15 protein-coding genes are annotated in these 20,001 nt (G+C 61.9%); 6 read left to right on the top strand and 9 right to left on the bottom strand.

Annotated features, from left to right (window positions below; all coding sequences use genetic code 11):
• The first annotated feature begins 8 nt into the window (after positions 1 to 8).
• Positions 9 to 1,223 (top strand): exopolysaccharide biosynthesis GT4 family glycosyltransferase EpsE, encoded by a 1,215-nt coding sequence (epsE, locus tag Q1A20_RS22140; protein ID WP_299410218.1) that lies wholly within the window; start codon positions 9 to 11, stop codon positions 1,221 to 1,223.
• A gap of 3 nt (positions 1,224 to 1,226) precedes the next feature.
• Here the strand turns inward: epsE and Q1A20_RS22145 are convergent, their stop codons facing one another.
• The 4 genes from Q1A20_RS22145 to Q1A20_RS22160 are packed head-to-tail and all read right to left on the bottom strand — an operon-like array spanning position 1,227 to position 5,128.
• The gene (locus Q1A20_RS22145) at positions 1,227 to 2,324 is read right to left on the bottom strand and encodes an acyltransferase (protein ID WP_299410216.1); all 1,098 of its coding nucleotides are present in this window, start codon (positions 2,322 to 2,324) and stop codon (positions 1,227 to 1,229) included.
• On the bottom strand, positions 2,257 to 3,201 hold the full coding sequence (locus Q1A20_RS22150; RefSeq protein ID WP_299410215.1) for a capsular polysaccharide synthesis protein: 945 nt from the start codon (positions 3,199 to 3,201) through the stop codon (positions 2,257 to 2,259). The genes Q1A20_RS22145 and Q1A20_RS22150 overlap by 68 nt, the downstream gene beginning before the upstream one ends.
• Positions 3,198 to 4,151: a sulfotransferase domain-containing protein gene (locus Q1A20_RS22155; protein WP_299410213.1), complete on the bottom strand. Its 954-nt coding sequence runs from the start codon at positions 4,149 to 4,151 to the stop codon at positions 3,198 to 3,200. The genes Q1A20_RS22150 and Q1A20_RS22155 overlap by 4 nt, the downstream gene beginning before the upstream one ends.
• Positions 4,148 to 5,128, bottom strand: coding sequence for a glycosyltransferase family 2 protein (locus Q1A20_RS22160; protein ID WP_299918766.1), 981 nt, complete (start codon positions 5,126 to 5,128; stop codon positions 4,148 to 4,150). The genes Q1A20_RS22155 and Q1A20_RS22160 overlap by 4 nt, the downstream gene beginning before the upstream one ends.
• Positions 5,129 to 5,339: 211 nt before the next feature.
• Between Q1A20_RS22160 and Q1A20_RS22165 the strand changes: the two genes are divergently transcribed.
• The gene (locus Q1A20_RS22165; RefSeq protein ID WP_299918769.1) at positions 5,340 to 7,301 is read left to right on the top strand and encodes an acyltransferase family protein; all 1,962 of its coding nucleotides are present in this window, start codon (positions 5,340 to 5,342) and stop codon (positions 7,299 to 7,301) included.
• Here Q1A20_RS22165 and Q1A20_RS22170 read toward each other — a convergent pair.
• Positions 7,291 to 8,631, bottom strand: coding sequence for a glycosyltransferase (locus Q1A20_RS22170; RefSeq protein ID WP_299918771.1), 1,341 nt, complete (start codon positions 8,629 to 8,631; stop codon positions 7,291 to 7,293). The genes Q1A20_RS22165 and Q1A20_RS22170 overlap by 11 nt on opposite strands.
• Positions 8,632 to 8,786: 155 nt before the next feature.
• Between Q1A20_RS22170 and xrtD the strand changes: the two genes are divergently transcribed.
• Positions 8,787 to 10,379, top strand: coding sequence for a VPLPA-CTERM-specific exosortase XrtD (gene xrtD, locus Q1A20_RS22175; RefSeq protein ID WP_299410207.1), 1,593 nt, complete (start codon positions 8,787 to 8,789; stop codon positions 10,377 to 10,379).
• 216 nt (positions 10,380 to 10,595) lie between these two features.
• Complete coding sequence (locus Q1A20_RS22180) at positions 10,596 to 10,991, top strand: GFA family protein (RefSeq protein ID WP_299918773.1); 396 nt, start codon at positions 10,596 to 10,598, stop codon at positions 10,989 to 10,991.
• Positions 10,992 to 11,057: 66 nt separating this feature from the next.
• On the opposite strand, the gene Q1A20_RS22185 is transcribed toward Q1A20_RS22180, so the two are convergent.
• The 3 genes from Q1A20_RS22185 to Q1A20_RS22195 form a co-directional block, all read right to left on the bottom strand.
• Positions 11,058 to 11,690 (bottom strand): sulfotransferase family 2 domain-containing protein, encoded by a 633-nt coding sequence (locus Q1A20_RS22185; RefSeq protein ID WP_299410205.1) that lies wholly within the window; start codon positions 11,688 to 11,690, stop codon positions 11,058 to 11,060.
• A gap of 155 nt (positions 11,691 to 11,845) precedes the next feature.
• Positions 11,846 to 12,361 (bottom strand): VPLPA-CTERM sorting domain-containing protein, encoded by a 516-nt coding sequence (locus Q1A20_RS22190; protein ID WP_298976368.1) that lies wholly within the window; start codon positions 12,359 to 12,361, stop codon positions 11,846 to 11,848.
• A 236-nt stretch (positions 12,362 to 12,597) separates the two neighbouring features.
• Positions 12,598 to 13,611 (bottom strand): replication initiator protein A, encoded by a 1,014-nt coding sequence (locus Q1A20_RS22195; protein WP_299410203.1) that lies wholly within the window; start codon positions 13,609 to 13,611, stop codon positions 12,598 to 12,600.
• Positions 13,612 to 14,038: 427 nt separating this feature from the next.
• On the opposite strand from Q1A20_RS22195, the gene Q1A20_RS22200 reads away from it, so the two are divergent.
• Complete coding sequence (locus tag Q1A20_RS22200; RefSeq protein WP_299918774.1) at positions 14,039 to 15,421, top strand: AAA family ATPase; 1,383 nt, start codon at positions 14,039 to 14,041, stop codon at positions 15,419 to 15,421.
• A gap of 76 nt (positions 15,422 to 15,497) precedes the next feature.
• Entirely contained in the window at positions 15,498 to 16,502 is a 1,005-nt protein-coding gene (locus Q1A20_RS22205; RefSeq protein WP_299918775.1) for a ParB N-terminal domain-containing protein, read from the top strand.
• A gap of 167 nt (positions 16,503 to 16,669) precedes the next feature.
• Here Q1A20_RS22205 and Q1A20_RS22210 read toward each other — a convergent pair whose 3' ends face one another.
• Positions 16,670 to 19,816: a right-handed parallel beta-helix repeat-containing protein gene (locus Q1A20_RS22210; protein ID WP_299918777.1), complete on the bottom strand. Its 3,147-nt coding sequence runs from the start codon at positions 19,814 to 19,816 to the stop codon at positions 16,670 to 16,672.
• Positions 19,817 to 20,001 lie beyond the last annotated feature (185 nt).

Genomic DNA, 20,001 nt, shown 5'->3' on the forward strand with positions numbered 1-20,001 from the left:
GATAACACGTGAGCGACACCCCCCCTGCGCCAATCGGATATATGGTCCCGGAATTCCCGGCCCAGACCCATGCGTTTTTCTGGCGCGAGATGGGCGCCATCGAAGAGGCGGGCGTGCCGGTCACGCTGCTCTCGACCCGGCGCCCGCCCGCCGGGGCCTGCCCGCATGCCTTTGCCGAGGCGGCACGCAACCGCACGCGGTACCTCTTTCCGCCCGACATGGGGGCGGCGCTGGCCTTGCTGGCACGGCACCCGGGGCGGCTGCTGGCGATGATGCGCTATATTCTGGGCTTGGGGGAAACCCCGCTGGCGACCCGTCTGAAATTCCTGGCGCTGATCCCCTCGGCGGCCGATCTGGCGGCCCTTTGCGCAGAAAGGGGCATCGCCCATGTGCATATCCATTCCTGCGCCAATGCCGCGCATCTGGGGGCCATGGCCCATATCCTCACCGGGTTGACCTACAGCCTGACCCTGCATGGCGATCTGCCGGTCTATGGCACCGATCACAAAGCCAAGATGGCCCGCGCCACCTTTGTCAGCGCCGTGACCGCGCCCTTGCAACGCTCCCTGCGCGACGAGATCAGCGAAACGCAGCCCTATCCGGTGATCTGGATGGGCGTGGATACGGAGACGTTCAAACCCGACCCGGCACAACGCAAGACCCGGCCCGAGGGCCGTTTTGAAGTGGTGACCGTGGCCCGGCTCAACAATATGAAAGGGCACCGGTATTTCCTGCGCGCCATGGCAGAACTGCGCGCAGAGGGCATCGATGTGCATTACCGCATCGCCGGTGACGGCCCCGAACAGGCCGCAATAGAGACGGAAATCGCCAAACTGGGCCTGGGTGATCACGTCACCCTGCTGGGGTCGGTCGATGAGGCGGTGGTGCTGGAGCTGTTGCAATCCTCGGACGCGCTGGCGCTCACCAGCATCAACAAGGGCGAAGCCGCCCCGGTGGCGGTGATGGAGGCGATGTCCTGCGGGGTGCCACCCATTTGTTCGATCATCGGCGGCACCGGCGATATGATCACCGATGGGCAGGATGGCTTTCTGGTGCCGCAAAAGGATGTGGCGGCGATCACGGAGGCCGCCCGTCGGCTGGCCACCGATCCGGGCCTCCGTACCGCGATGGGTCAGGCTGCGCGCAAAACGGCGCAAGCCAAGTTCGACCACCGCCGCAACGCGCTGGCGCTGTATGAGGAAATCCGCAAACCCGCAGGCTAACGCCTAGCGCTTCTTGCCCAGAATATAGCGGCGGGTCAGCCCCCAGCGCTCCGACAGCCGGTGCAACACCACCGGCAGGGCAATGCCGCAGACAATACTGGTCAGGAAAATCGGGGTCACCGCAGTGATGCCAAACGCCTGCAGCGCGTCGCGCGCGCCCGCCGTGCCAAAGACATGGTAGAGATAGATCGTGAAAGCATAGGGCCCCAGCGCCTCGAACCGGGCCACCCGCGGCAGGGTGAGCATGGCCAGCATGCAGACCGCCAGCCCCATCGCGAGGCTTTGCACGTCATAGCGTTGCAGCGACAGCTCGCCACTGGCGCGCAGCAACGAAAGGTTGGTGGCCGTGGCGACAATCACCACCAGCACCGACAGGCCGGTCAGCCAGGGGGCTGCCTGCGCGATCCGGGGCAGATGCCGGATAAACACCACCCCCAGCAGGAAGAAGGGCAGCAGGTAGATCGCCGCATTGATCGACATCACATTGCTCGGAATGAACCCGGCAAAGAGATAGGGCACCACGGAAAGCACCAGCAAAACCGTGGTAAACCGCCCGCGCAGCGCCATATCCAGCGCGCCGAAAAACACGAAGATCAGCAGGATCGCCTGCAAAAACCAGTAATGCGCGTAGGGAAAGAAATAGACCTGCCAGAAATCCGCCCAGGTGCGGGCGGAGCCTGATTCAAAAAGGCCCGCCATGATCATCATCAGGGTCGCCGCGATGGCCCCGGGGATATAGAGACGGCGGAATTTGCCGGTGATGAAACTGCCGTAATCCCCCAGCGCAATGGGCCGCAGCCCGTAGACGTAGCCCGCGATGAAGGCAAAAAACGGCATGCGCAGATCGATCAGGAAATCCGCAAAGAGCCGCAAGGGATGCGGATAATCCAGCTCCAGCCCGCTCATCGGCCCCGACCCGATGGCGTGATAGGCGACCAGCAGGAACACCGCGACCGCCCGCATGGTCTCCAGCGGATAATCGCGGGCAGCGGCGGTGGGCGGGGCGTCTGTGCGGAAAACCATCGGCGCGCGCTCAGGCGGAACCGGACGCAGCAGGCTCTGCGTCAATCTCGGCACAAAGCGCCTCGAAGGCCGCTTCATCGACAATCTCTTTCCAGGTCAGCTTGCTGACCGGGGTGCCGCTCTCCAGCATCTCGTGCAGGCGGGCCACCGGGAGGGTGCCGCGCAACGCTTCCATCATGAAGAAGGTCGGCGTCGAGGGCATCGCCGGGGATTGCCGCCAGAGGGCCAGCGCCTGCGGATGCCGTTTGATCTGCCACTGGAACATATAGGAGAGCGAGAAATAGAGATCCGGCACATAGGTGAGGGATTTGACGAAGGGCGCGTAGCCCTGCTCCCAGAGGGTCGGCAGCAGGTGATCCCGCTCGGAGACCAGAAACCACGAGGCAAACCAGCGCCCGGCCCCGGGGGTGCGGAAGACGAAAAACCCGGTGACCAGCAGCGGCGCCAGCCAGTCATCCAGCGGGCGGTGACAGTAGACGGTGGCATCCGTCCAGACGCCGCCATGGGTCCGCATCAGCCGCATCCGCAGCAGGTTGGCAAAGAACCGCGGCGGCAGCCCGTCGTGGTAATCGGACATGTCGAGATGCTCGGAGACGTTCTGCGCATCCAGCACCCGCACCTCCCAGCCGGGGTTCATCTGCCGCCAGCGCGCAATGCAGCGGCGCACCACGAAAGGCGCCTCGGCCTCGCCCTGTTGCCAGTAGATCCAGATGATCTTCGGAATATCCGCCTTGTGAAACGGTGCCAGACTACGGCGTACCGCCTCGGCTCCGCCCGCCCGGTCGGCGATGAACGCGCGGCGGTCCAGCGTGCCCTGACGGCGGGCATAAAGCTCATAGCGCGGGTTCTTCGGCACCTCGTTCAGCAGCCAGCGCGCATAAAGACGGCTGCGTTTCAGCCGCGTGCGCAGCCAGGAGATCACCGGTCTTTTGGGTTTATGCCCCTGCGTGCTCACAAATCCCACTCCGCGAAGGTCAGACCGGTCAGCCGTTCCAGCTCCGGGATCTGGGCGGCAAAACGGGTGCGCAGCAGGGCGCGGGTCTCGTCCTGCATCGGCGGCGGGATATGTGCCGTGGGGGCCGGGCTGCGACGCACGGCCTGACGGCGCAGCATCTCGCGCAACGGGGTGGGCACGGCCTGGCGCAGCGCCCAGAGCGGGCCTGCCCGTTTGCGCATGCCGTCCAGCGTGACCGTCTCTTCGAGCGCATTAAAATGCGCTTTAGAGACGTTTCTGGTCACGGAAGCCTCTTCAAAGACCGCATCGGCCAGCGGGGACAGCCCCAGGAAATCCGTCACCTGGCGCACCACCCCGGCCCGGTCGGTTACGAAATCCTCGAACTTCAGGAACAGGAAGCGGTCGGCGTCGAAATGCGCGCGATAGGCCATGATCTGCTGCACGTACTCGCTGCCTGCAAGACACAGTTCCGGCACATCGGGCAAATGCGCATTGGCTTTTGAAAACGCCTTTTCGCGGGGGGCGGCCCGGGCGTGCGGCTCGGGCAACACGAATTCCTCGAAGCGCCGATGCACCGCCCGGTCGCCGGTCACGTTCTGATAGTTCTTGAGGATCTGCACGTAGTAGGAATAGGCGCGGGCCACCGGGTCGCGCATCACATAGATCAGCTTGGCCTGCGGCAGATGCGCGTTCATCCGCGCCGCGGTCTGGCCGAAAAGCGGGCTCAGCGAATAGATCGTCGAAGCCTCCCCCACGGTCTGATCCGCGCGCGCCTCGGCAAAGCCCTGCGCGTAAGCCTCAACCCCTGCCGCATAGCGGTCATCACGGGCGAAGAACTCCGGCTCCTTGACCCGCGGCATGAAGATATCCGGGTGCCGGTCCAAAAGCGCATGCAGGCTGGTGGTGCCGGCCTTGGCCGCGCCGATGACCACAAAATCAGGCAACCTCATGAGGGGCCTCCCGCAACCATTTGCGCGCTATTGGCCTGAAACAGGCCCGCATTTTCCGCATCGATCTCGGCCACCGCGCGGGCCTTGCCCACTCGCAGCGCCCGGCGCTGATAGGCGCGGATGAAGGCGCGCAGCTCGGCATCCTCATACTGCCGCTCCCCGCGCAGCCAGGCGCCCAGATAGCCCTGCAGCATCGCCAGACCGCCCAGCACGAAGGGCCGCTCGCGCATGCGAAAGACACAGGTGGCCAGATAAAACAGCGGATCGGACCCCATGAAATACTGCCCGAACCCGTGTCGGCGACGCCCGGTATAGATCGAGGTCTGGCTCGACCCCATAGGCCGCAGGTGTTCAAAGCGCAGCTCCGGCGCGTCCCAGCTGACCGCAATCCAGCCCATCGACCGCGCCTTGTGGCAATCAATGGCATCCCACATCACCTCATGCACATAGCCGCCAATGGCGTCGAAACAGGCCTGCCGGTAGAACTTGGTCATGCCCACGGACATCTCGTCGCCGCGTCGCTCGGAGATCAGCTGGCCGCCCTCGCGCACGTAGGGTTTGCCCGAACAGGTGCCGATGCGCGGGTTTTCCTGCATCCGCTGCATCAGGATCTCGAAATAGCGCGGCGGCAGATCGAGATCGAGGTCGAGCTTGCAGGAATAGGCGAAATCGCCCGGATCGATGGTGGCATAGCCCGCGTAAAACGCCTCGATCACACCGGGCCCGACGGCGCGGTGCCCCCGGTCGGATTTCTGCACGATCCGGATCCAGTCGTGGCGCGCGGCATATTCCGCCAGGATCTGCGGGGTCTCATCGGTGGAGCCGTCATCGACAATCACCCAGGCCGCAGGCGTCACCGTCTGGGCCACCACACTGTCGAGCGTGCGGCGCATATAGGCTGCCTCATTCCGGCACGGCGAAATCAGCACATAGGACTGAGGGTCGGCGGAGGCATTCATGTTTTGAAAAACTTTCACGGGTCAACTTACCTGTCGGCTTGTAAAGCCGGTCCGCGCGAAAAGAAACAGGTTGAGTACTTAGAATCGCCGAGAAGTCAAAGATGCGCGCAAAAATGCATCCCCGCAGGGCAAGCTGCATATCTGCCCCGCAAACACAGGTTTATCAATTGATCGCTGCGGCAAAATTTGCCAAAAGCGACCCTGTATTTGTTTAAGGTTTTACGCGCTGATGAGTTTGAAATACCGCCCGGAAATTGATGGTCTGCGCACAATCGCGGTGGGGGCGGTGCTGATCTACCACGCCAAGTTCCCGTTCTTTTCCGGTGCTGTGCTGCCTGCGGGCTATCTGGGCGTCGATGTCTTCTTTGTCATCTCGGGCTTTCTGATCACCTCGCTGATCCTGCAGGAATGGGACCGGACGGGGCGGTTTTCGATCCTGAATTTCTACGAACGCCGGGCGCGCCGCCTGCTGCCTGCGCTTTTTGCGGTGATCTTCGCGACGCTGCCCGTCGCCTGGGTTGTGCTCATGCCCAGCGAGATGGAGGAGTTCGTCCGCTCGCTGATCGCCTCGGTGTTCTTTCTGTCCAATATGTTCTGGCATTTCGAGGCGGCGGTCTATGGCGCAGCCCCCGGCGCGCTGAAACCCTTCCTACACACCTGGTCGCTGGCGGTGGAGGAGCAGTTCTACATCTTCTTTCCGCTGATCTATATCCTTTTGCTGCGCCATGCGGCGGCGCGGATCATCCCCATCGGGCTCGCGGCGATCCTCATAGGGCTGATCGTGTCGGAGATCACCACGCGGGCGGATCAGTCGCTGTCGTTCTACTGGGTCATCAGTCGGCTCTGGGAGCTCATGGCCGGGGCGGTTCTGGCGCATTTTCTGACCCGCCATCCGGGGGCGGGGCATACGGCGACACGCTGTAGGCGGCTGCCTGCGATGGGTCTGGCGCTCATTGTGCTGCCGATGTTTGTCAGCGGGCTGAACCGCTATCACCCCGGGCTGGCGACGATTCCGGCTGTGTTAGGCACTGTTTTGATCATCTGGTTTGGCGGCCAGCAAAGGGATGTGGTCACCCGGTTGCTCTCCAGCAAGGCCTTTGTCGGGATCGGGCTGATCTCCTATTCGCTCTATCTGTGGCACTATCCGATCATGGCCTTTGGCCGGCTGATCGACCATGACCCCGGCCTCCTTGACCGCCTGATCTGGCTGGCGCTGTCCTTTGCGCTGGCCGTCCTGTCCTACCGGGTGATCGAGCGGCCGTTCCGCACCCCCGGCGCGGTCTCGCGCAAGGGCCTTGTCGGCAGCATTTCCCTGGCCACCGCGCTGGTTGTGGGCTTCACCACCGTGATGCTGGTGCAGGACGGGCGCCGCGAACGCTTCCCCGATCTGATCGCGCTTTATGGTCCTGCGGAGTTCGACAAGGCACGCCTGCGCGAGGAGGCCTGGCAGGTGCTGGCCGATTATGCGGCGGAATACGGGATGGGGCCCTCCGGCCCGCGCGCGCCCTCGCAATTCGAAGCCGAGGTGCTGTGGTACGACATGGACCAACCGGGCCGAAAGGTTCTGGTGCTGGGCAATTCGCTGGCCAAGGACATGTTCGACACCTTCCACCTGAATACCGAGCTCTTCCCGGACATCCAGTTTTCACGCTTCGGCATGAAGGCCTCGCTCGACAACCACCTCATTGACGGGCTGCTGGCCTCGCCGAATTTTCAGGCCTCCGACACGGTACTGCTGGCCTTTGCCTATACCAACCGCTCCGTGCGCCGGATGCCCAACCTGCTCGACCGCTTGCTGCCCACCGGCAAGCAGATCGTGCTGCTGCTCAATTCCCCGTCTTTCGCGGATATCGGCAGGCTGCCGGTCTTTGACTGGTACATCCGCACACATCAGGGGATCCCCTCCGTAGAAGACCTCAATGCCTTTGCCTACACCCAGCTTGATACCACGGTGGACGGGCGCACCGACCTGGGGCTGCTGAAAGTGGCCGAAGACTACGATATCCCGGTGCTGCGGCGGTATGATTATGTCTGTGATGATGAGACCAGAACCTGCGATATGATCACCGACGACGGGCGCAAGATCTTCTATGACTACCACCATTATTCCAAGGCCGGGGCTAAGCATTTCGGGGCAAAGATCGCCCGGACCGGCTGGCTGCAACTGCCGCCCCTGAAGGTCAGCCCATGACCTGTGGCAAGGGCCCGCCTGCCAGCACCGCATCATAGACCCGGCGCACCTGGGCCGCCTTGGCCTCCCAGGTGAAGCGTGCCTGCACATCGGCCCGGGCCGCCGCCGCCAACCCCGGCAGGGGCGACGGATCTGCCACGATCTGCTGCAACAGGGCGCCAAAGCGCGCGATGATCTCCGCCCGGCTGCCAATGGGCACCTTGTACCCGGTCTGCGCGCGCACCAATTCGCCCGGGCCTGCGTAATCCACGATCACCGGCACCACCCCCAGCGCCATCGCCTCCAGCACCACACCGCCGCCGAACTCGCGGATCGAGGGGAAGGTCAGCAGATTGGCCTCTACCGCAACGCTCTGCACATCCTCATGCGCCAGCATGCCATGGAAGGTGACGGCAGGGGTGATCTCCAGCCGGGCGGCCAGCGCCTCAAGGTCCGGACGCATCGGACCATCGCCAATGATGTCGAGGACCAACTGACCGGACCGCAGCAGGGGGGCGGCGGCCTCCAACAGCATGTCAGGGCCCTTATAGGGGACCAGGCGCCCGATAAAACAGGCTCTAAGCGGGCCGTTTAGGCTATGTTTTGCGCTGAGATTGAACCGCGCGGGGTCAATCGCATTCTCCGGCAGCCAGACGGTCTTGTCCCGGTGCCGCGCAGGGATTTCGCCCTGCGTGTGGCGCGATCCGGTGAGGATGGCGCTGGCCGCCTGCAGGGTGCGCCCACGGCCCGGCACCAGCTTGTAGGCGCTGCGCACATAAGACAGCCATTCGCGTTCCCGCCGCCGTTCCGCATCAAACCCCGCCGGCCAGGGCACCCCGCCATTGAGCGGACCGAGGATAAAGGGCACCCGCGCACGGGCACAGCGCAGGGCCATCGGCGAATGGATGGTCGGGCTCAGCGGCGTGACCCGGTGCACCAGATCATACTCCCGCCCCACCAGCGCGGGGCCGAACTGCTGCCAGACGAGATGTTCGAAATAGGGGTAAGACACCGCAGCTATCGCAGTGGTCATGGTCCAGCCCTTGCCGGTGCCCATGCGCAACAGCTCCGCCAACTTGTGCAGCGGCCGGGCGACGGCTTCGGAATCGATGGCGGTGAAATCGCGGCCCTCTTCCAGGCCTGCGCGCAGAATGGCATCGCGGTTGCGGATCTGGGTGACGATATGCACATCCGCCACCGCCCGCAGCGCATGGGCCATGGACCAGCCGACCAGGGGCACGCTGACCCATTCAGGGTTGGCAGCTTCGGCAATGACCAACACGCGGGGCCGGGTGTGTGGGCGGGGCTGCGTGTTCGGGGTAGGTTGCGTCACAATTTTCCCATCTGACATTTATGTGATCCCTGCAGACCCCATAGTGCGGAAAATATCTTCTATAAAGGGCCGTTGTAAGGTATGTCAGGTGCAAATAAATCGATGACCGCCTTAATTCTCTCGCAGACGTTTCCTATAGCCAACGATAGTATTTAGTAAAAAGGGTTGATCCGATGTCGATGACGCAAGATACAGCGCCACCCGTCGCCGTTTTCTTCAGTTGGGGTATGTTCTGGCTCGCCGTTGCCTTCATTGGCGCCGGTGTTTTCTTTATTGACGGGCTCGATGCCCTGCTGACCGCCTGGCAGCTGCCCGAATATAGCCACGGCCCCCTGATCCCGATCCTGTCCGGCCTGCTGTTCCTGCGTCAGCTCAAGGAATACCCGATCGATCCCGGCCCGAAACGCGACCGCTGGGTCGGTGTGATGGTCCTCTTGGGCGCGCTGGTGGTGGGCACCATGGGCAAGCTGGCCAATATCTCCGACATCGTTGCCTATGCCACGATCCTGTGGATCGGCGGTCTGCTGCTGATCAGCTTCGGCTGGAAGACGGGCAAGCATTTCTGGCCCCCCGTGCTGCACCTTGTCTACATGCTGCCACTGCCGGGCGTGCTCTATTACAAGCTCTCGACCTTCCTGCAGTTCGTCTCTTCCGAACTGGGCGTGTGGTTCCTGCAGCTGATGTCGGTGCCGGTGTTCCTCGATGGCAATATCATCGATCTGGGCACGCTCAAGCTGCATGTGGCCGAGGCCTGCTCGGGCCTGCGCTACCTCTTCCCGATCCTCAGCTTCTCCTACATCTTTGCGGTGCTCTATAAGGGTCCGATGTGGCACAAGGCCGTGCTGCTGATCTCTGCCGCCCCTATTACCGTGCTGATGAATTCGGTGCGGATCGCCATCGGCGGGCTCCTGGTGCAGGAGTTTGGCGTCGAATGGCTCGAAGGCTTCACCCATTTCTTCGAAGGCTGGGTGATCTTCCTGGCCTGCATCCTGCTGCTCTTCGCCCTGGCCCGCATCATGCTCTTCTTCAACCCGCAGAAGATGGGCCTGGTGGATGCGCTGGATCTCGATACCGACGGTCTGGTGCCGCAGATGCTGCGGGTGCGCTATGTGCGCGCCTCCACCGCCCTGATCGTCTCTGCCTCGGCCATGGTGCTGGCCTCCGGCATCTGGGCCGCTATCCCGGAACGGGACGTGCTGCGCGCGGACCGTGACAGCTTTGCCCTCTTCCCGCGCCAGATGGGCGAGTGGAAGCAGATCGGCATCCGCGACATACTGGACCCCAAGGTGGTGCGCGAGTTGAAAGCCGATGACTACCACTCGGTGAATTTCGCCAAGGGCAATGAGCCGACGGTCGGGTTCTTCTCGGCCTGGTACAAGGATCAGAGCCAGGGCGGCGTGCACTCGCCCGAGATCTGCCTGCCGGGCTCCGGCTGGGAGATTGCCTGGCTGGAGCGGGTCGACGTGGCCGCCGAGCTGAACCACGCAGGTGCCTTCGAGATCAACCGCGCGATCATCCAGAAGGGGGAAACCCGGATGATGGTCTATTACTGGTTCGAACAGAAAGGCCGCAAGGTCGCCTGGGACTTCGCCGCCAAGATGTACCTGGTGCTCGACGGGATCACCACGGGGCGCAAGGACGGGGCCATGGTGCGCCTGACCACGCTGATCGCCGATGGTGAGACGGATGCGGATGCTGCGGCACGCCTGAACGAGATGATGCAGGAAGTGGTCCCCGCCCTGCCCCGCTTCATCCCCGGCGCCTGACAGGCGTCCGGGCCCGGCAGGCACCGCCTCCGGGGTCAGGACGGATCCCCCGCGCCGCACCCAATGGCAGCTCAGCGCGCAGCAATGTCAGGTGCTGCGTGTGTGATGCATGTCTGCAGTGCCAAATTTGACAGGGATGTCTGCAACACAGTATCGACATGGCCAATCGCCTTCATCGTAAGGATCGCCGACAATGCCCGGAACGAAGTTTGAGACATGCTGAAAGGAACCTGCCACTGCGGCGAAGCTGGCTGGACTCTCGAAACGGTGCCAAAGTCGGTCACGGCCTGCAATTGCACAATCTGTCGGCGTTACGGCGCCCTATGGGCCTACGGGTACGATGGCTTTGACATTCAAACGACCGGGCAGACAAATACGTATCAGCGTCGCGACAGCGGGGATATCAATTTCCACTTCTGTGCCATTTGCGGGTGTGTGACGCATTTCATTGTTTGTTCCGAAGACGAGAACGGGCGCAAGCGGGCTGCCGTGAATGTTCGGATGTCTGACCCTTCACCAATCAGCGCGCTTCCAATCCGTCACTTCGAGGGGCACGACAGCTATAAAGAACTTCCAGGTGATGGCCGCATGGTAAAAGACATGTGGTTTTGAAGCATCGCAGATGAAAGGCTGCTGGGTCCGGCAGAGCGGAGCACACGGCCACGCCGCTCTGACGTGTCAGACCGGGTAGTCGAAAGCCTCGAAATCCTCTTGGTACATCTGCGCGATCTGCGGCTGTAACGTCTTGCGCAGCTTGGCCTTTTTCGCCTTGTTGTCCACCTTGGTCTTGTTGCGATGCGGCAGACTGCGGCGGGTCCCGAAGATCTGCTCTGACAGGTCTGCCATCGCCTCCCCCATCTCTTCGAACCGCAGGATGTGGTCGACCAGCAGCTTGCCGTTTGCGTCCATCACATAGCGGGTCTGCGGCATCATGTGCCGCGCGGTGTCGGAGAAATCATCCGGGTAGGTGCGTTTGAGGAACCGCGCCGCACTGGGGGTTTTCCAGAACGGCGTCTTCTGAAACCGGTAGAGATATTCGGAGATGATCCGGTCGTAAGGGTTCCGCACCACGGCGAACTTGAGGTAGCTGTCGAATTGCTCCTGGGTCACATGGCCCTTGCTGACGTATTCATCGGCATAGAGATGCGCCATCCGGCGCGGCCCCACCTTCGGGTCCTGATTGGGGCGCAGCAGCAAAGGCGCACGCTCCTCCCAGCTCAGCCCCAGATCGTCCAGAAACATATGTTCGACACTTTGCCCGCCGGTCTTGGGGATATGGACAAAGATCACCTTGTGCTGATGCGAAATCACGGGCGCTACATTCCTACGCAGTTGGGACGGGCAACAGCGTTTGTCTGAAGGATTTGCCTGCGGGAAACAAGGGCCGTGGCGGGGGAACCCCGCAATGAAAAAGGGCTGCCCGAAGAGCAGCCCTTTTCTTTGCCAGTTACAGTCGCCTGAAGAGCTTAGGCGTCTGCTTTTTTCTTACGACGGCGTGCAACGAATGCACCGCCACCCATGACGCTGGCGAGCAGCAGGCCTGCTGCTGGAACCGGCACAGGAGCCAACTCGACGTCGAAGTCGATGTTGTCTGTTGCTGCAGCAGCTGTCCATGAGAAGGTCAGAGTGAAGATTTCACCTGGTTGGAAATTCGCTGGACCGAAGTGGAACTCTGCTGTGGGCGAACCACCGTCAGTTGCCACAACAACGCCGTTGAATGTGATGACCAGATTTTCGACAGTTGTCGACCGGCGCACAGTACCGATGCCTTCAACGGAACGTGCTGGGTTGACTTCAAAATCAAAAGAAACGGACATCGGACCAGTGTCCAGATCCGCGATGTTTGAGGAACCCACGACGCCGGTACCACCGATCACGTTTGTTCCGACATCGGAGAAATCGCCCGATACCGTTGCAGCTGAAGCTGCGAATGGCAAAGACACGGCAAGGACGCCGGCTGCCAAAATTGTTTTGATATTCATATTCAGAATCCTCATTACGAAGTTAATCTCACGTTAATAAACCATATTCCTGCCTAATTTGGCCAGCCTTTTTGCGGATTTCCGCTCAGATTTATTAAAATACTTGGGATACCCCACAATTTAAAGTTGAATATCCGGCGGTCAGACCGACAGAACCGGTCTAAAAACGCTTTTGTCCCCTTTATGAAAACAATCTTTCCCATCACGGCAGATTCGCAGAATCATCTGTCAAGGGACTATTTCAACTCCAGGTTGGATACCCATTCCAGAAACACTTTCTGCGGTGTCCGAAGCCGTTTCGCTCCGGTCCGGCGCCAGTGTGCGCGCCATTCCGCCTCCAGCGCATAGACATCCGCCCCGGGCCTCAGCGCGCGGGCGGCCTCCAGCGCTTCGGGCGGCAGGATGGGGTCACTGCCCGGCTCGATCACCTCTGCGCGCGGCGTGACCGAGATGACATCGCCAGGCTCTTCCACCAGCAGGTAATCGGGCAGCGTGTCGGCGCGGATGATCTCGCGCAGCATGGCGCGGAACACCCGGCGCGGGCTGGTGGAGCCGGATTTCTTCAGCAGCGTCTCGACCGACACGCGCCATTCGGGCTGCTTGCCACAATGTTTGCGTGCCAGCTCGTAAAGCCGCCGCTCCAGCGGTTTGCGCAGGCTGAAATAGGCGCGGTTCAGGGTCAGCACCGATTTCGATAGCACCGCGTTATACAACCATTCCGACAGGCGCACCGTGACGCTGACCATGCGCCCCGCCCGGGTCTTGCGCACGATCTCCCAACTTTCGATCAGACCAAAGCCGGTGGTCACCAGCGTCGGGTCCCCCTTGGGCCCGGTGGCAATGTTGGTGGTGATGCGGGTGCCGGCGAGCCGCTCGAAGGCATCGCGCAAACGCCGGTAGCTGTCTCCGGAGGTTTCGCGCCCCGTGGCCTGCAACAGATCATGCGCCGTCAGCGTCAGTGTACGGGAGGTGGGCTTGCCCGCGTTCAGCGCCGCCATCAGCTGGCTGATGCAGAAGATCAGGATATCCGCATCGAAGATTGTCGCGCGCCCCTTCACGCTGGGGGTCACGGTAATCTCCGCATCGTTGTGGGTGTAGTTCAGGATCCGCCGGTCGGGCCGGGTCGACAGCGAAAAGATCGGATGTTCCATGCTGGCCAGATCATGTTTGGGACTGACCCCGAAAAAGTCGCAGACAAAAAAATCGCGTGTCTGCTGGGGGAGCGCCCCCTGCCCTGCCGTCCTGCTCATCCGACTGTCCTGCTCTTCTGCTCAATGGCGCGTTTTGCGCCCCGCGATCCCGTTTTCGGGATTCGTCGTTTCATTGACACCCACCCTAGTTATCCACAGGCGCTGCGTCCAGAGCGGGCATCGGGGGATCGGAGTCATCTGAACGGTGGATCGGAGTCACTTTATCGGGGGATCAGAGTCACCCCCCTTTGCAAAAACCCGCGCAACCCCGTTGTTTTTATGGCCCCGCAAAGACAGGCCTTGTCCCGTAACTATTAAATAACCCATACATAACAAAAAAAGATCAAAGGATCCTGTCAAAACAGCTGATCCGCCCTGCAGACCCCTTGTTTTTACTGAGAAAAGAAGAAGGGTGTATCGATTTCCTTTGCATGTGACAGCTTTCATGGTACTTTCATGAAAACATATAACATATGCGAGGCATCTCATGAGCAGTGATCTCCCGCCCCCTTATTTCAACATCTCTCCGGATGCGGCTTTTGCGCAGCTGGATGCGCCCACGGATACGGCTGGTTTCGCCCAGATCGCGCAGGCCTGTCAGCAGGGGCGCAGCGATCTCGCCGGGCGCGGCATGGATGATACCGGGCGCAAACAGCTGCGACGGTTTTCGACCTGGGAAATCACCAAATACCTGATCCCCGTGGCCCCCGCCCATTTCCGCCGGGTGCTGCGTCAGAACCCCGATCTGCCACAGGGCCGGTCCGAGACCGAAGGCGGGGCGAAATGGTTCACCCTCGAAGAGGTGCTGCGGCTGCGCGCGCATTTCGGGGCGGAGGGCTCCAAGGCCAAGGACTATATCCCCTACCGCCCCAAGGGGCAGCCTGCGAAAATCGTGGCGGTGGCCAATTTCAAGGGCGGGGTTGGCAAGACCTCGACTTGCGCGCATCTGGCGATGTCAGCGGCGCTGGATGGCTACCGGGTGCTGATGGTGGATCTGGACAGCCAGGGCTCGATGACCTCGATCTTTGGCGGGCAGGTGGCCGATGAATGGGCCACCGTCTTTCCGCTGCTGGCGCGGCATTACGGGCAGACCCTGCAGGCGGACAACCAGCGCCGTCTGGACCGCGGTGAGGCCCCCCTGCCCCTTGATGAAACGCTCTCCGAGGCCATGGGGGTGAAAACCGCGGATGTGATCCAGAAAACCCACTGGCCCAACATCGATCTCATCGGTGCACAGCTCAATCTCTACTGGTCGGAGTTCCAGATCCCGGTTTGGCGCATGCAGAGCCGCGGCTGGAAGCTCTGGGACGCCCTGGGGGACATTCTGGCCGCCGATGGGGTGCTGGATGACTATGATCTGGTCTTCCTCGATACGCCCCCTGCCCTGGGGTACCTCACGATCAACGGGCTCTCGGCGGCGGATATCCTGCTGGTGCCTCTGGGCGCGTCGTTTCTGGAGTTTGACAGCACCGGGCGGTTCTTTGACATGCTGCATTCCACCTTCCAGTCGATTGAGGCCAGCGAAAACACCGCTGCACGCGCCCTGGGGCGGCCAGAGATGGCCTTTGAGTGGGATGCGGTGCGGGCGGTCATCACCCGCTATGACGGCGCGCAGCAGGCGGAAATGGCCGGGCTGATCCAGGCCTATCTCGGGCGGACCATCTCGCCCTACCGGCAGGATTTCACCGCGCTGATCGGACAGGCGGGCGAAAGCGTGAATGGCATCTACGAGGCCGATTACCGCGACTTCAACCGCGAAACCTATGTGCGGGGGCGGGCCACTTTCGACGAGACCTATGCCGCCTTCAAGACGCTGCTGCTGGGCATCTGGCGGCGTGATGAGCAGGCCGCAGCACAGGCGGCGGAATGATGGTGCGCGCGCCTCGTTTGCAAACTTCTGACCCGATGGCGGTTACACCGGCCGCTGCACTCGCAAAGGACACCCCATGGCCAAACGCAAAAGACTGACCCCCGCGCCCGGTCTGACAGCCCCCACAGAGACTGTTACGCCCGCATTAGAGACCAAATCGGCCTTTCCCAGCTACCCCATGGGCGTCGCCCCCAAGCCTGCAGCGCGCGCACCCATTGCCCAGGTGGCCGGAGATGCGGCGGCGCAATCCGCACTCGATACACTGGCCGATGAGATGCGCGCGGCCCGCACGCAGGGCCGTCTGGTGCAATCGCTGCCGCTGGAGGCGATTTCCGAACGCCACATGGTGCGCGACCGCATGGTCAGCGACCCGCAGGAGATGGCGAGCCTGAAGGCCAGCCTCGCGGCCCGTGGCCAACAGGCGCCGATTGAGGTGGTGGATCTGGGGCAGGGGTCCTACGGGCTGATCTCGGGCTGGCGGCGGCTGCATGCGCTGCGGGCGTTGCTGGAAGAGACCAATGATCCGCGCTTTGCAATCATCGAGGCGCTGATCAAACCCATCGATACCGTGTCCGACGGTTATGTGGCGATGGTCGAGGAAAACGAGATCCGCACCAACCTGTCTTTCTATGAACGTGCGCATCTGGCCTGCGAAGCGGTGCGGCTGGGGGTTTACCCGACGCCCGCCCGCGCGATCCAGACACTTTTTGCCAATGCTGCCCCGGCCAAACGCTCCAAGATCGGCTCTTTCGTGCGGCTGCATGAGGCCCTGGGAGACGTGCTGCGGTTCCCCACGGCGATCCCGGAACGGTTGGGGCTGGCGCTGGTGGCCGCCACAGAGGCGGAGAGCGGCTTTGCAGCGCGTCTGAAGGGGGCGCTGCGCAAGACCTCTCCGGAGAGTGCCGAGGCCGAGCGTGCGGCGCTGGAGCGGGCGCTGCGCAAGACCCCGGCCAAATCCAGCCCGCCGGAGGTGGTGCCCGGCGTCCATTTGGAGGCGCGCAAAGGGCGGTTGGTGCTCACGGGGCAGGGGGTCACGGAGGACTTGCGCCGCGATCTGGAGGCCTGGCTGGCGCAGCGCTAAGGTTTCGCACGCGAAAAAAAATCACCCAACATACTGATAACAAAGAAAAACGCCCCTCCATTTTGAGAGGGGCGTTTTTTATTCAGGGCTGCGGTTTCCGCTGTGAGGCGCAATATATCGCGCGTTATCAGGCGTTTAGCGGAAAACCTTTCGCGTGCGAAAAGAGATCAGACGTCGATCATATCCGGATCATCGGGAATATCCGCCGGCAGATCCTCGGGGTAGATGCCATGCCCGTTTGTCAGGGCATCCCAGAGATCGTCATTGGCCTGCGCATCATTGGCATCGCCCTTGGTGTAGACGCGCTGCGATCCTGATCCGACCCCGGCCTCGCCAAGGTTGAGCAGAACCTGATCGGTTTCATAATCCACGATGATGCTCGCATCCTGCTTGGCGCCCAGCCCGGTGATGTTGATGTCCCCAAAGGCCCCGATGAGCTCATCAACGCTGATCAAAGTGGATTCCGTGCCGCCCGCGAGATCTGTGACATCCAGATCAAGCGTCGCATCCCCGAGGTTGATCCCGGACTGGATGCCTTTGCCGTCCGAGAAATGACCGCTGTAGAACTCGCGGATCTGGCCAATCTCGCCATCTTCGGCGGTGAAGCTCAGCGTGGCGTCATCCGCCATCAGCAGCACCCCGGTGCCGTTTTCCGCGCCGTCAAAGCCGACCTTGGTGTCGCCCCCGACGATCTCGATGCGGCTGTCGTCGTTCAGAACGAAATCCGCGCCGTCGCTGGCCAGAATGACCTGGGCGTTATCCGTCACTGTCAGCTCGGTATTGCCGGTAAAGAGGCCGGTATTGGCAAAGCGACCGCCATCCGCATTGATGCTCAGCAGGTCCTGATCGGTATAGCCGTCGGTCCAGAACTGGCCCGCGCGGTCGATGTTGAGATCCGCCCCGGCGTCGCCCACCCGCAGATCACCTTCGATCTCAAGGTAGCCATGGGTGACAAAGAGCTTGCCGCCCTCGCCGAAGTCGAGATCCTCGATCCGGTTGGTGCCGCCGTAATAGACCCAATTGCCCGCCAGATCGACGCTGTCGCCGTCCTGGGTGCCAGGCAGGTCCTCGGTGGACCAGTTGAGCCGGTTGTCCCAGCGCACGCCATCGCCCAGCTCATCGGGGATGAACCGCAGGGTTTCGGCCTCCGAGCGCAGGGTGGTCTGCAGGCCGAACCCGGTCTGGAAGAACTGGATGATCAGGTCGGCATCGACCACGTCATCCAGGCTGCCATCTGCTTGCCCGCGCAGGTAATCCGCCAGATCGCCGATGGTGGCCGTGTCCTTGCCCAAAAGGTTGGCGGTGAAGTTCTGAATGGTGGTTTCATCCAGAATATCGGTGTTCAGCCCATCGATGTTGGAATTGTTCTGCTCGAAGCGCTGCGCATGATCTGTCTTGCCCGCCCAGTTGTAGACAATGGTATCGTCGTAGAACACCTTGCTGTCGTGATGGTGCAGCGGGTTCTGGGTGAGCCCCTTGCCGTCCAGCCCGTTGGGATCGTTGGGATCCGCCAGATGGGTCACGATGTTGTCCATCAGCGTTGTCAGCTGGGTCTTGTTGACCACACCCTGGGTCCGGGCCCCGGTGCCTTCGGAGGTCGTCTTATGCGCGCCGGAGGTGACCAGGTTGTCGGTGAAGAGCGAGTAGTTTCCCGCATCCGAATAGCCGCCACCGGCCAGCAGGATGCCGCTGTTGTTGTCAAGGAAGACGTTGTCCTCGATGACCCCGCCGGGGCGCATCTGCACCCCCGTTGCCGCGCCGCGCATGACGATGTTGTCGCGGAAGGTGACATCGCGGTTGGCAGAGGCGAAATAGACATTGTGGCTGAACATGCTGGGCGGCTGCGGCGCATCCCCGTCCAGATTGTAGTCGTAGCCGTCTTCCCAGCCGTTGTGGTCAAAGAAGTTGTTCTCGAAGAGCGCGCCATCGACGCGGGCCATGTAGATGCCGCTTTCACGGTCCGCATGCGGCGACCAGGTGTCGCCCTTGCGGGGGTCTTCGTTCCACACATCGATGATCTGCGAGTTGCGCATGGTGAAGCCGTCGATGCCCTGGATGTTGACCTCGGTTTCCGAGAAATGCAGGTCATCAAAGAGCACGTCCTGGCCCACGAGCATGGCCGCGCCGCCGCGGATGTCGAGGCCCTGGATGACGATGTGATCCACACCTTCCTTGGTGGAGCTCAACCGGTCGTAGATGATGGGCCGGTCGCCTTCGCCGTAGCTGCCGATATAGGTCGGGTTCAGCTCGGATTCGCCCTCTGTCATGATCCGTATGTCGTTGTATTCATACCCTTTTTCAAAGAGTAGCCAGTTGGATGTCGGATCTTTTACCGAATTCTTCGTGCTCCAGCCGCTGTTGGCCCGCCAGGCAAGGTCCGCCGCATCCTCGGCCAGCGCCATGTCTTCGGTGGCGCCGTATTCGGTGTTGTGGCGGAAGAAGTTCTGATTGATCTTGCTAACGTCCTTGCCTTCAAGGGCGGCGATATCGGCAAGGGTCAGGGCATCGTCGTCGCCGGAAACATAGACCTTGCGGTGGTTCTCACCGTGCTCCACGACGATGTTGTCGTCTTCGTCAGTCTCCAGCATGTAGAAATCGCCCAGACCCCAGCCCGCCTTTTGCAGGCCCTCTGTCACGTCCAGATTGGCGGTATGGGCGCTGGTGCTGCCATCATCGTGGGTGATCTCGAATTCGAACGACAGATCATCGGTGCTCTTGGTGCCGGTCAGGACCACGGCCAGGGTATTGTCGGGGTTGACCGTGACATTGCCGTACTCGGGGCCGGAGATCATCCGGACCGAGGCGACATCATCATCGGGCAGCTCCAGCGTTGCCACGCGGCCCTGCATGACCGTGGCCGTGAAATCGTCAGACAGCGCGGTGCTGATGGTCACATCGGAATTCGGCGTTCCGGGCGTCTGAACCGGTGTCGGCGTGGGCGTTGGGGTGGGTGTTGGTGTCGGGGTGGGAACGACATCATCAGGGGAGGGGGCGGGGGCTGCGACCGGTGTGGGGGCCGGTACGGGCGGATCCACAACGACGACATCGTCATCGACCGGGTCCGGCGCGTCCGGATTTGCCGGGGCCGCGACAGCGTCGGGATCGGGTGTGTCCGGCGTCGCGGGGGCCGCAACGGCATCAGGATCCGGCGCGTCCGGATTGACAGGTGCGGCCAGGGCGTCGGGGTTTGGCACCGATTTGGGAGTGGGGGATGCGTCAGCAGAGAGAACCTCTTCTCCGTCTGCATCCTTGGAGGCACCGGCCATGCCGGCAAACGACAGGCTGCCGAGCAGCCCAAACAACAGGCCCAGCATTCTAATGGTCCCCCGAAAGGACCGTGGTTTTCGTTGAGATGATAAACTCTGACTCATTAACTCTCTCATGGCCGCAGTAGGCCATTGCACCGGTAAAAATTGAAGTCATTGTTTGCTTCCGTCCGTAACATTAACGATAGGTTAACGGTCCATGACCGTGCTTTATGGTGCATTGTGGAAAACGC

This window comes from uncultured Roseobacter sp., assembly GCF_947501835.1.
Classification (GTDB): domain Bacteria; phylum Pseudomonadota; class Alphaproteobacteria; order Rhodobacterales; family Rhodobacteraceae; genus Roseobacter.

Excerpts from the sequence above, each read along its gene's own strand:
- Q1A20_RS22145 (WP_299410216.1), bottom strand. The coding sequence starts at position 2,324 with ATGAAGCGGCCTTCGAGGCGCTTTGTGCCGAGATTGACGCAGAGCCTG.
- Q1A20_RS22155 (WP_299410213.1), bottom strand. The coding sequence starts at position 4,151 with ATGAGGTTGCCTGATTTTGTGGTCATCGGCGCGGCCAAGGCCGGCACC.
- Q1A20_RS22165 (WP_299918769.1), top strand. The coding sequence starts at position 5,340 with ATGAGTTTGAAATACCGCCCGGAAATTGATGGTCTGCGCACAATCGCG.
- Q1A20_RS22170 (WP_299918771.1), bottom strand. The coding sequence starts at position 8,631 with ATGTCAGATGGGAAAATTGTGACGCAACCTACCCCGAACACGCAGCCC.
- xrtD (WP_299410207.1), top strand. The coding sequence starts at position 8,787 with ATGTCGATGACGCAAGATACAGCGCCACCCGTCGCCGTTTTCTTCAGT.
- Q1A20_RS22180 (WP_299918773.1), top strand. The coding sequence starts at position 10,596 with ATGCTGAAAGGAACCTGCCACTGCGGCGAAGCTGGCTGGACTCTCGAA.
- Q1A20_RS22190 (WP_298976368.1), bottom strand. The coding sequence starts at position 12,361 with ATGAATATCAAAACAATTTTGGCAGCCGGCGTCCTTGCCGTGTCTTTG.
- Q1A20_RS22195 (WP_299410203.1), bottom strand. The coding sequence starts at position 13,611 with ATGAGCAGGACGGCAGGGCAGGGGGCGCTCCCCCAGCAGACACGCGAT.
- Q1A20_RS22200 (WP_299918774.1), top strand. The coding sequence starts at position 14,039 with ATGAGCAGTGATCTCCCGCCCCCTTATTTCAACATCTCTCCGGATGCG.
- Q1A20_RS22205 (WP_299918775.1), top strand. The coding sequence starts at position 15,498 with ATGGCCAAACGCAAAAGACTGACCCCCGCGCCCGGTCTGACAGCCCCC.
- Q1A20_RS22210 (WP_299918777.1), bottom strand. The coding sequence starts at position 19,816 with ATGCTGGGCCTGTTGTTTGGGCTGCTCGGCAGCCTGTCGTTTGCCGGC.